The 13,313-nt window shown below is 64.5% G+C and carries 1 protein-coding gene; it reads left to right on the top strand.

Annotated features, from left to right (window positions below; all coding sequences use genetic code 11):
• The first annotated feature begins 27 nt into the window (after positions 1 to 27).
• The gene (locus ACIQWO_RS26805) at positions 28 to 12,837 is read left to right on the top strand and encodes a filamentous haemagglutinin family protein (protein WP_402830733.1); all 12,810 of its coding nucleotides are present in this window, start codon (positions 28 to 30) and stop codon (positions 12,835 to 12,837) included.
• Positions 12,838 to 13,313: the final 476 nt, after the last annotated feature.

Below are 13,313 nucleotides of genomic sequence, written 5' to 3'. Positions count from 1 at the left end.
TTCACGCACACTGGAGCTACGGCCAATGTGGTCGTCGATGCTGGTGCGCGCATCAACACGCGCAAGCCGCAGTCGGTGACCGAAGGCGGCGGCTATGTGCTGCTGCTGGGTCGCGAAGCACATAACCGTGGCACGATCATCACGCCCTCGGGCCAGACGGTGATCGCGGGCGGCGATGCGTTCGTCATCCGTCGCGGCATGGGTACGGACGGCAATCCGAATTCCAGCACGCGCGGCAACGAAGTCACCCCGAGCCTCCTCGCGGGATCGACGGCCGGGCGCGTCAGCAACAGTGGTTTGATCCTGTCGACGCTGGGCGACATCACGCTCACAGGCCGTCAGGTCGATCAGAGCGGCGTGCTGGTATCGAGCACCTCCGTGAACACACGCGGCACGATCCACCTGACCGCGAGCGGCGACGCGAACGCACAGGTGAAGCTCGCGCCGGGCGCGGTAAGCGCCATCCTGCTCGACACGGCAGGCGACACGGCCCTTGATGTACAGCGCTCGTCACTGCTTGCGGACACGGCCAAGGTCGCTGAATCCGGGCTGTACAACCGTCGCGACCAGTCGCTGGTGCAGGTCGTCTCGTCGGGCGACGTGCTCTTCGACAGCGACTCGCTCACGCTCGCCACCGGCGGGCAGATCAACGTGGCGGCGACGCGTCGCATGGTTGCGATGGAGCGTGCCAAGCTCGACGTGTCGGGCGCGGTCGGCGTGCAGGTGGCGATGGCGTCGAACAACCTCGAAGTCAGCGTGCAGGGCAACGAGCAACGCGACGCGCCGACCAATCGCGATTCCGCTTTGCTCAACAACCAGACGCTCTTCATCGACCGTCGCTATCTGGTGCGCGTGCCCGCTGGCACGCAAGGCTTCACGACCGATCGCTGGTACGCGGCGGGCGGTCTGCTCGAAGTCAGTGGCTATCTCAACACGGCGCAACACGGCATCGGGGAATGGGCGGCGCAAGGCGGTACGGTCCAATTGGGCGGCGCAGAAGTCGTCACGCGCGCCGGTTCGCTGATCAATCTCGCGGGCGGCACACTCGACGTGCAGACGGGCATGATCCGTCAGAGCTGGCTGCGCGGCGACGACGGGCAACTTTATCGTGCGGACAATGCGCCGGGCGATTTGCGTTATCTGGGTGTGTATCGCGGTTTCGAAGTCGCTCACACCCGATGGGGCAAAGGCACCACCGAGTCATATGCCACGCCGTTCATCGCACCGGGCGAGCGCCTGGAGAACGGCTACACCGTCGGACGCGATGCAGGGCGTCTGGTCGTCTCCAGTCTGTCGGCCGTGCTTGAGGGCGATGTCGATACGTCCGACTATCAGGGGCCGCGTCAGACGCAGGCCGCCGACCGGGGACTGTACGACGGCTATCTGCAATCGCAACTGGCCGCACCGCGCGCCGGACAGTTCATCGTTGGCCGGATCACGCCCTATTACGACGACGTAGCGCTCGCCTTGCGCGACAGCCCGTCGGCGCTCGTTCGCACCATCGACGTGGGGTCCGTGCAGGCGTTGGCAGCCGACATCGCACTCGATGCGGCCATCGATCCGAAGCGCGCGGGCAAGATCTCGCTCGATGCCGACTGGATCAATCGTCAGAACTTCGGTGCCGTGAAGCTGACGGCGACCGAGCGGTTGACGCTGGGCGGCGACCTTCGAGTTGCCGATGGTGGTGACGTCGGTCTGCATGCCACGCGCGTGGAACTCAACGCTAACGTGACGGCGCGCGGCGGTGCGATTGCCGCGGGCAACATCCTGAATCAGATGCTCACGACCACCGGCAACGGTGTCTGGACCGACATGCCCGTTGCGGACACTGCCGTCGTCGGCGGTGAGCAGTACGTCAAGGTGGCGGGCGGCGTGACGCTCGACGCACGCGGCCTGTGGAGCCGGGCGGATGACGGCGAAGCGGGCATTCACGGCCTGCCGTACGTCAACGGCGGCAGTGTGCAGCTCTCCAGTTCGGGCGACGTGAGGTTGCTGCCGGGCAGCGTCGTCGATGTGTCGTCGGGCGCCGCGTTGTTGTCGAACGGCGCGGTGCGTGGTGGCAAGGGCGGCAGCGTCTCGCTGCTGGCCAGTCAGTACGACCTCGACGGCAAGCGGCATGGTGAGGTGCAGGTCGACGGCACGTTGCGCGCCTATGGTGTGAACGGTGGCGGCACGCTCAAGCTCGACACGGGCAACGGCGTGGTCATCGGCGGTCCGGGGCTTCAGACGGAGGGATGGCTCGCCGCCGGTGAGTCTTTGCCGATTAACGTCATGCTGCTGGAGGACTACACGATCAAGGCCGGTACCGTCGCACCGGTCGATTACAAGCAGACGATCTCACGCGTGATGCCGGGGCAAACACTCACCACCGCACCGGCGATCACCGCCGACGCGCCGGTGACGCTCGCCGCCGACTGGACCGTGCCTGCGGGGGCGTCGGGCAACTTCTTCGTTTACCTGCAGAGTGGCCGCTCCTATAGTTCGGGGCAGGTCGTGCCTGCGGGCACTGTCATCACGCGCTCGTTCGGCACTGTCGCGCCGGACTATGTGCTTCCGGGGAACGTCTTCCCGGCGGGCATCCCTGTCGTGCCGTACAACGTTGTCGCCAAGGCAGGCACGCCGCTGCCGTTCGACGTGACGCTGACCAAGGGGGATGTCATCCCCGTCGGGCTGACCGTGACGGAGAAGGTGCGGGTAGCGTCGCCTACGGTCTTGGGTGCAGATCTTTTCTCTACGGGTTTCTCGCGCTATGACATCTCGGGGCAGTTGGGCGTGTCCGTGGCCGACAATGCGCATCTGAACGTCGTCATGCCGGTGCTGTACGCGGACAAGCAGGCCGCGCCGGACGCCGCGAGCGGCAGCGATCCGTCTCGCGTATTGCGCACGTATCTCCCGCCGGTCTGGCAGAGCGACGCCGCGAAGGGCACCGTCACGCAACGCGGCGGTGCCGATCTCGCGCTCAACGCCGGGACGGTCTACAAGCGCGCGCCGCTGGTCGTGGGCGAAGGTGCGCGCATCGACGTCGACCCGGGTCGCAGCATCGCGCTGACGGGTAACGATCAGATCACCCTGCTCGGTGGGTTGTATGCGTCCTCGGGGACGGTCAGTCTATTGCGCGGTGCGTTCGGCACGGGCAATGAGGTCGATCGTCCCGACGGCGCATTCACGGCGCGCTCGATCTGGCTCGGCAGCCATTCCGTGATCGATGTGGCGGCCCAACCGTTCGTGGCGCAGGACGCATCCGGCGCATACAACGGCCGAGTCGCCGCTGGCGGCACGATCCAGATCGGCGCAAAGTACACGCCAGGAGCGACCAAGGTCGACGCCGCGGACGCTTTCGTCATCGTGCGCCCCGGTGCGAAGCTCGATGCATCGGGCGCGTCGGCCGACGTCGACGTACCGGGTCAGGGCCGCACGCATGTGACGAGCAACGGCGGCGTGATTTCGCTGGCCTCGGCACGGGGCCTGTATCTCGACGGTGAGATGATCGCCGCGTCGGGCGGCGCGGGCGCAGCGGGCGGTACGCTGAATCTGGTGCTCGAGACGCTGGCCTACGCCCCTGTCGACCGCCTCACACTCAAGGGTGCCGCCGTGGAAGACGCGGTTCGCGTCGCCCACGAGATGGTCGTTGCACAAACGCAGGGTTCGAGCACGCTGTCGGACACTCTGACCGCAGGTGCAGTCGGTGGTGGGCTCGCGATGGGGACTGCGCGTATCGGCGTGGATCGCGTCAAGGCCGGTGGCTTCGACAATCTCGCGTTGCTCGCCAACGGCATGATCGACTTCGACGGCAGCGTCGACATGTCGCTGGGACAAAGCGTGCGTCTGACGGCCAATTCCTTCGGTCTTGCAGCGAACGCGACCCCAGGGAGCGTGGTGAAGATTGCTGCGCCGTATGTGCAACTGGCCGGGGCCACGCGTGCGCAGGGCGAAAACGAGATCATGCCCAATGCGGTCGTGGGCTCGAAGAATCAGGGGAAGGGGGGCGGTGCGCTCGGACTTCCGGCGCAGGACCGCGACGCAAAGTTCGAAGTCGATGCATCGATCATCGATCTGTCCGGTCCGATGCAATTCGGCACGGCGGGGACCATCGAGACGAACACCTCACCGATCGAAGTCCGGCGACTCGCATTTGGCGATGTCGCGTTGCGCAGCCGTGGCGACCTGCGGCTTCTCGACAATACGACGCTCTACGTTCCGGGCGATCTGACGCTTGCCGCTGCTCAAATCTATCCTGTCTCGGAAGCCACTGCGACCATCGTCGTGGGGCAGCGCACTTATGTGAACGAGCAGTGGCAGACGATCGAAACGCGATTCGACCCCGAGCGCAAGTTGACTATCGAGCGTGTGGGCAACGCGCTGCCTGCACAACCCTATTCGCTCTTCGGCAATCTGACACTCGCCGCGCCGAATATCTTGCAGGGCGGGGTGTTACGCGCACCGATGGGCTCCATCACGTTCGGCACCTCCAGCAACCTTCAGACCATTGGTTTGCTGCGTTTGCTGCCGGGCAGTGTCACGTCGGTGAGTGCCGCAGGGCTGACGATGCCCTTCGGTGGCTCGCTCGACGGCCTGAGCTATCTTAATGCCGGTGCCGACGCGAAATATGCGCTGGCAGGTGCCGGGCCGACGATTGCTGTGTATGCGCACTCGGTGGGCGTGGACGATGGCGCGGTCATCGATCTGTCGGGCGGTGGCGAGATTCGCGGGGCGGCATTCCTTAGCGGACGCGGCGGCTCGATCGACGCGCGCCTCTCGCCGCTCATGCAGGTGGTGCAGACGGGCAATAAGGCCAGCTTCACGTTGCCGTCTCTGTCGTCCAATCCCGTCTACGCCATCGTTCCCGGTGCACAGTCGGCCTATGCGCCCATCGTGAGCGACAACGGCGCGGGCGCACCGCTCATCGGTCAGCAGATCACCATCGGCAATGGTGTGCCGGGACTGCCTGCCGGAACCTATACGCTGTTACCGTCGACGTTCGCACTGCTGCCTGGCGCGTATCGCGTGGAGTTGCAACCGGGGACGACGGCACCGGCGGGTCTCGCGCCGCTCGCGATGCGCAACGGCTCGCTCGCGCTCTCGGCACAGTTGAGCGTGAACGACACCGGTATTCGCAGCGCCACGCCGACGCGGGCTGTGCTCACGTCCGCAGACACGTTGCGTAAGTACTCGCAGTACAACGAGATGAGCTATGCCGATTATGCGCGGGCCGCGTCTGCACGCGATGGCGTCCCTCGCTCGCTGATCGAGGCGGATGCCAAGCGTCTCGACCTATATTTCCTGCCGCACTCCTACTTGGGCGCAATCGATGGACTTCCGTCGCTGCGGTTCGAAGGTCACGCCGACGTCACACACGGTAAGGACGGTTACGGTGCCAGCGTTCTCGTCAGTTCGCCGTCCGGCGGTAGCTTCGAAATTCTCGGCGCGAATGCCAGGCCCACGGTGGGCGATATCGGGTTGGTGTCGCTCTATGCCAACGACTTGAACGCCATCGGTGCGGCGCGACTGGCGATCGGTGCGCTGCCCGAAGTGCTCAAGGGCACGGGAGGCACGCTGGGGGCCGCCACGGCATCGTTCGATGTCAATGGTCGCGGCAATGTGTACAACGTAGTGCTGCGCGGCGGCGCGGTCTTGCGGGCGGGTGAGGTGTTCATCGTGACACGCGCGCCGAACCGCGGTATCACCATCGAGCAGGGCAGCGGCATCAACACGCTCGGCTATGGCATGCAGATGTGGGATGCGTCGAACGGCTACACCTACGCACCGGGCACGTCAGGTGTGCTGGCCGTGTCCAACGGTCGGATTGCGATGCTCGCGCCCACCCCGACGACGACTACCGACTCGTTTGGTTCGGGCTACATCGATCTGGGGGTCTGCACGGCGGGCGCTGCGTGCACCGGCGAATCGTTGCTGCTGTCCGAGGGCTCCATCGCGGTCGCTACGGATAAGCGCTTCACAATCACCGACGCCGTGCGCTACGGTACGCGTCAACTGTCGCTCTCCGTCGGGCGAGTGAACGTGGGCGAGCAGGCTTCGCTCGACGTGCTGGCGGCATCCGGAAAGCTTGCGCAGGGGCTGACGCTCAATCAACCGGTGCTGTCGCGCCTGCTGCGCGGCGACACGGTGTACGGCGCACCGGCGCTGGAGAGCCTGTCGCTCATCGCCCGCGATTCGATCAATTTCTACGATTCCGTCGAACTGTCCACCATCGACGCGACCACCGGCAAGTCGACCATCGACACGCTCGTGCTCGGCACCCCTGCGATCTTCGGCTACGGATCGAGCGATGCGCTGGCGCGTATTCGCACGGATCGACTGGTCTGGACCGGCTCGAAGGCCCCGGCGAGCAGTGTGGTCGCCGGTGGCGCGGGAACCGGCAGCGGTCGGTTTGCGATCGAGGCGCGCGAGATCGAGTTCGGTTTTGGGCCCGCCACGCAGCCTGACGTCAACAACGCCATGAATCGTCTGGCGGTCGGGTTCTCGACGGTCGAGCTCAAGGCGAGCGAACGTGTCACGGCCAATCAGAAGGGCAGCCTGTCCGTCTACCGCTCGCAAGACGGTTGGAACGACCAGACGCACGCCTATGACTACAGCGGCGGCGATATCGTCATCGATACGCCGATCCTCACGGGGGCGGCGGGCTCGGTCAATCGCTTCAATGCGGGCGGCAACATCACGGTCGCCAATGCGAGCGCACGGGCGAAGCCGGTGGTGAGCAACGATCAGCTGGTCGCCGCCCTCGGGGCGGAAGTCGGGCTGACGTCCGGCGGCGCGACGCACATCGATACTAATGTTGTGCTGCCGAGCGGCCGCCTGCGGGTGGACGCGGCCGGTGACGTCACGCTTGGCGATGGCGCGCAACTCGATCTCGCAGGACGCAAGCTCCAGTTCTTCGATGCGACGAAATACAGCTGGGGCGGCGACGTGCTGCTGTCCAGCGAGAAAGGGGGCGTGCGTCAGTCGGGTGGGTCGGTCATCGATCTGTCGGCCGTCGAGAACCGTGCGGGCAAGTTGTCTGTGACGGCAGTGGGCGCGACGGGCGGAGACGTTTCGCTCGCAGGCAAGTTGCTCGGCAGCGCGACGGGCATGTACGACGCAGGCGGCACGCTGGTCCCGTTCAGCGCGGGCGGCATCGATGTGCGGGCGCAGCGCATCGACGGCTTCACGGCATTGAATTCACGTCTGAGCGAAGGGGGCGTGTTCGGCAGCCGCAGCTTCCAGATCAAGCAGGGCGATCTCGTCGTCGGCGACGAACTCAAGGCACGCGAAATTACGCTGTCGGTCGACGGCGGGCGTCTCGATATCGCCGGACGGGTGGATGCGAGCGGCAAGCAGGTGGGGAGCATCCGGTTGTCGGCGCGTGACGGTGTCAACGTCGGCGGGAATGCAACGCTTGATGCACATAGCACTACGCTTCGACTGGATAGCTACGGTCAGCCTATCGAGGCGTCGAACCGCGCCATTGTCGAAATCAACGGCGGCGACGGGCGGGTCGTGCTGGCCGATGGCGCGCGCATCGACGTACGCGCCGGGACGAACGGCACGCCGCTCAATGTCGGCACTGTCGAAATCAGCGCCAAACGCCTGGGGTCGAATGGAGCGGGCAATGCGACGGGTAACGACATTGCGATCGATGCGGGCGGCAACGTCGTGATCGACGGTGCGCGCTCGATTACCGTCAACGGCATGCAGCGGGATGCCAATGCGCGTCCGGGCACCGACGTTTCGGTCGACGGTCGGCCGTATCAGATCATCGATCAGGATTATTTCGACACGCTGCACGGACAGAACGAGACGTTCATGTCCAATGCGCTGGCCAACGGCGCACTGCTCGCGCGACTCGCGGGCCTGCGTCGCTATACAGACGCCTTCCATCTGCGACCGGGCGTCGAGATTGTGAGCGCCACGCCTGAAGGCGATCTGCACATCGATGGCGACATCGACATGTCGCGCTATCGCTACGCGAGTCTGAATCCGAACACGCAGAAGACCGGTGTGTACGGCAGCGGCGAAGCCGGGGCGCTGACTATTCGTGCGGGCGGCAACCTCGAAGTGTTCGGCAGCGTGAACGACGGCTTCGACACGAGCAAGCTGACTGCGACGTCTTCGGACAACAAGGGCTGGGTGCTCACCAGTGGCAAGGCGGGTTGGGGCGGTGACGCCGTCGTGCCCGTGGGCGGTCTGGTCACGCTTGCGGCAGGGACGACGTTCCCGGCAGAGCGCCAACTCAATTACGACATCTCCATCGAAGCCAGCACGCTGCCGGGCGGCACGCGTCTGCCGGGGCAGGCGACGTTGACGGCCGATCTGACCTTGCCCGCAGGCACGGTGCTGGGTGGTGCGGTGCGCGATGCGTCCGGCAACGTGGTGTACGCGGCGGGTTCGGTACTCACGTCGAGCGTGACGCTCACTCGCGACATGAAGCTGGACGCTGGCGTGCTGTTGCCTGGCGACGCATCCGTCGCCGCGATGATCTGGCCCGCAGGCAAGGTGCTGCCCACGACCTTCGTGCTGGCCAGCGATCTGGCGATGAAGAAGGGCGCGATCATTCCGGCAGAAACGTCGGTCAAGCTGCCGAACGACGCTACGTTCGTCAACGTGCGTCCCGCCGATGCCAACGGTATTCAGGGACAACTGGTTGCGCTCGCGCCGATGCTGCAACCGGGATCGGCTTCTTGGTCGATGCGGCTGATCGCCGGTGCGGACCTTGCGGCCGCCGATCCGCGTGCCCTGCGTCCGTCCGCTGCGAACGGTCATCTGGTGCTCTCGGATACGCACTACGGGATGGGGGAGAAATTGGTGCAAATCCCGGGCACGGGAACGCCCGGTGTGTATCGTTGGGGGAGTGACGCGGCGTGGATGTTCGGTACGAACCCGGGGGATCCGGTCACTGCGCAGGAGATGTTGGACTACGGTATCAAAACTGATGCGGACGTGGCGTACTGGAACGACATGGGCGACATGATTCAGATCGTCACTCCGGGAACGCCCGCACAGTTCGAACTGAAAGCCAGCCCGGCGCGTGAGCCGATTTTCAGTGTGGTGCGCACCGGCACGGGCGATCTCGACATGCTCGCGGGCGGAAACTTCACTATGAATTCGCCGTACGGCGTCTATACGGCGGGTACACAATCGAGAGATGTGGCGGCCGCTTACAACCTGGCCCGGTCCAAGTTGAAGAACGCGTCGGTGCTAGGGCCGGACGGCGGCGAGTTCGAGAAGTTCGTCGACGGCAAGGCGCAGAGCCTGTATTCGGCGTGGTATCCGGAGCACGGCGGCAACCTCTTCGTGCGCGCGCAGGGCGACATTCGTGGCGATACGATCGGCAAGTCAGATAGCTACCGACGCCCGAATGCGACGGGGTTCGGCGACCCGCGTCAGGTCACCGATTCGGGCAATGTCGGTAGCTGGTTGTGGCGACAAGGCTCCGGTTCCGTGATTCCGACGGGCGGTGTGCCCACCGCATGGTGGGTGAACTTCGGAACCTACACGGCGGGTAAACAGAGCGGTTCCGACGTGTTCGATACGGCACCTTTCCTGCAGGGCTTTACCGGGCTTGGAACGCTCGGCGGCGGCAACGTCGTGCTTGAGGCGGGCGGCAACGCGGGCATGCTCGAATCGCGGATGGGGCCGGGCAATACCGAAGGCCCACGTGCGCTGGCGCGAAGCGAGGGGTTGAACGTCTCTGTGGCCAGTACCGGTCGTGTCTCGGCCGATGGCTCGCAGATCGTACTCACCGGTGGGGGCGATCTCGACGTGCGTATCGGCGGCGGCCTGAATCCGGTGCGCGAAGTTCGCGCCATCGCGCCGACTAGCAACCCGATTACCGATCTGTCGACATGGCGCATCGGCAATCTTGCACTGAACGGAACGTTCACCAACCTGCGCGGCGCGACACGCGTCGAAGCCGGAGCACTGGGCGGGTTCGACGCCATCTTTGGCGGCACCGACCTGAGCGAGTCGCGCGCACGCGACCCCTATATCGCCGAGCGCGGCATCGGGACCGGTGGACCATCGCTCGTGCTGGGCGACTCGACGGCCCGTATCGACACGCGTGGCGATCTGGTGATCGGCGGTTACGGCGATGCCACGCGCACGCAGCAACGCACCAATGGCACGCCGTTCTCCGTGAACGGCACCTCATATAGCGGCGAAGGCATCAGTTGGTTCTCGCTCTGGACGCCCTCGACTGCCATCGATCTGTTCAGCGCGGGCGGGAATTTGGTGCCGATCACGACGTTGGGGGACAACGGCCGTGTGGGGATGAACTATTCGGCGACAGACGGGCGCTTCGTGTTGCCCGCCACGTTGCGTGCCGTGGCGGCCAATGGAAGCATCTACAACGGCTACTCGGCGACGGGGATCCTTGGCGACGATTCGTATCCGTCCCGTGGCGACACACCGGTATTGTTGGCACCTGAGCCGGTCAGTTCCCTGTTCAAGGTCGCTACCGACGGCGGCGCGCTGGAGATGATCGCAGGTAAGTCGTTGTACAGCTCCGGCTACGCGATCAGCCGCTCGGCGGCGGATCCGACAGCGTTGCCCACCGCGCAGAATCCGGCGTTCGCGGGCGGGGTGCTCGCCACGTGGTTCGGTCGTAAGTTCCTGACCAACGTCCGGCAAGATGCGCTGGCGCCGGGATTCATGCTGCTCACCTACAGCCAGGATTTGCTCGATCGTTTCCCGATGTTCAGCCTGACACCGGCGACCGTCTCGGGGTACGACTTCAGCGGCATCTCGCCCGCACGTTTCTACGCGCTGACCGGTGACATCGTGGGCCTTCAGACCGGCGGCATCAACTATCGCGGCACCTCGGTGCCGCAACCGGGTACGCAGGCGAACTGGTACGAGGGCAACGGCGCGGTCGCCATCCGGGCGGGCAGAGACATCGTCAACTCGGGCACACCGCTCGGAACGTTCCTGTCGACCAACGGCAATTTCGCCGGTTGGTACACCATTCCGGACTTTCAGGATCCGGTGAACAATCCGGGCAGGCCGCAACCAAGCGGCGGTGCAACGACACGGGGCAACCTGATCGTGCAGAATTCGCCGGACGATATTTCCGTCGTCTCGGCAGGACGCGATATCCGATATAGCTCGTTCTACGTGGCCGGTCCGGGCTTGCTCGAGGTGACAGCCGGACGCGACATTCTCATGGGCGACAAGGCCGAGCTGCGCAGCCTCGGGGCACTGACCAACGTTACGTCGGGCGACCGGAGTAGCGGTGCCGGGATTGCAGTCGCAGCGGGCGTCGGTCCGAAGGGGCTCGACGGCATCGACTTCAAGGCGTTCGCTGCCCGTTATCTGGATCCGGCGAATCTGGCCGAAGCGGGACGTCCGTTCGCCGATCAGCCAGGCAAGGCGGTGGTGGTGTATGGCGGCGAATTGACGTTGAGTGGCTGGCTGAACAAGGAGTTTGGTTATGTCGGCAACGCGAGCGACGCCGAGGCCTATCTCGTCAATAAGCAGGTCGAACTTGATGCTGCGAGCAAGGCGGCGGGGAGTGCCGGGGCCGTTGCCAAACGCGATCTGCGAAACGAGTATGCGCAGCAAAGCAATCTGTATCTCGTGAACTGGCTGACTCGACGTTTTGGCGATGCATCGGTGCGCTACGGTCAGAGTGTTCGTTTCGATGCGGCGTCGATGGATGCGCGTCAGTTCTTCGACGCGCTTGCGCCGGAGCAACAGCGTGCCTATTTGCGCGATGTCTATTTCGCCGAGTTGCGCGCGTCCGGCCGGGAGTACAACGACGCGAGCGGTCCACGCGCGGGTAGCTATCTGCGCGGTCGAGAAGCCATTGCGACGTTGTTCCCGACGACCGATGAGACGGGGGCGGCACGGCAATACGACGGCGATCTGACGATGTACAGTAGTGCGGCGTATTTCGTCCAGAACATGAATCGTGTGTCGACGACGCGTCCGCAGGCGGGGGTGAAGTATCTGACGCAGGCTCAGTGGATCGCGCGTGGCAGTCCTTCGACGGGCGTGCCGCACTACGAAGTGCAGGATGCCGGGATCCATACCGACTTCGGTGGTGGCGTGAGCGTTCTGACGCCGGGTGGGCGAACGCTCGTCGGTGTGGATGGCGGCTTTGTACCGGAGGAAGGGTCGGGGATCTTGACGCAGGGCAGGGGCAACGTCGAGCTGTATTCGCTCGACAGCATTCTGCTGGGACAGAGCCGTATCTTCACGACGTTCGGCGGCAACATCCTGGCGTGGTCGGCGCAAGGCGATATCAACGCCGGTCGCGGCTCGAAGTCCACCGTCGTCTATACGCCGCAACGCCGGGTGTATGACGGGCTCGGCATTGTTGCGCTTTCGCCGACGACGCCGAACACGGGCGCTGGTATTGCGACGCTGGCACCGATCCCCGAGGTGCCGCCGGGCGACATCGACCTGATCGCCCCGTTGGGAACGGTCGACGCGGGCGAAGCCGGGATTCGGGTGTCCGGTAACGTGAACGTTGCGGCATTGCGTGTGATGAATGCCGAGAACATTCAGGTGCAGGGCAAATCGGTGGGTATCCCGACGGTCGCTGCGGTCAACGTCGGTGCGCTGACGAATGCGAGCGCGACGGCGGCGCAAGCGGCGTCGGCCGCACAGGAGGCGATGGCTCGCGATCGGGCGGCATCGAGGCAGAACCAGTCGTCCATCTTTAGTGTGCGCATGCTGGATGCTGGGGCGCAGACCGACAGCACGGGTAAGCCGCGTGCGGATACCGGCAAGATGTTCCGCTACGATCCGGCGTCGCCTGTGCAGGTAGTTGGCCAGATGAATCTGTCCGAGTCCCAGTTACAGGCGCTGACCCCGACCGAGCGGAAGAATCTGATGCGTTGATCGTTCTTCATATGGAGAAGGACCGACCGCTCTCTATATATAGAAGAGCGGTCGGTCCTCGAAGAGTGCCCTGCAAGCCCGTGCAACGGGCTTGCAGGGCACTCTTCGTTTGGGCGGTGGATAGCGTGGACACGCAAGATTCTTGCGATCTTAAAAATAATTTCACAAAGGGCTTGCGCTCGTTGGCGAACGTCATTAATATTCCGTCTCTCGCAACGACAGCGACGCAGCGAAAGCAGCGAAGCGGTTGAGGCGACGGGCTGGAAAGCCCGGTGGTTAGTGGTTTTGGAGCTTGTGAGTCGCTGCGGCGACGAACGAAGAAAGCGAAAAAAACTGTTGACGACGACGAGAAGCTGCGACATAATCTCACTTCTCTGCTGATGATGCAGCGACGCAGAAAACGAAGCGACGGCGCGGTAATTAAGCGACGAAGTGAAGTCGGATGCGATTGATCTTTAAAAATTAAACAACCGATA

Source organism: Pandoraea sp. NPDC090278, assembly GCF_044772185.1.
Classification (GTDB): domain Bacteria; phylum Pseudomonadota; class Gammaproteobacteria; order Burkholderiales; family Burkholderiaceae; genus Pandoraea.
The sequence above is the reverse complement of the archived record's forward strand: the minus strand, read 5'-3'. Positions and strand labels throughout refer to the sequence as shown.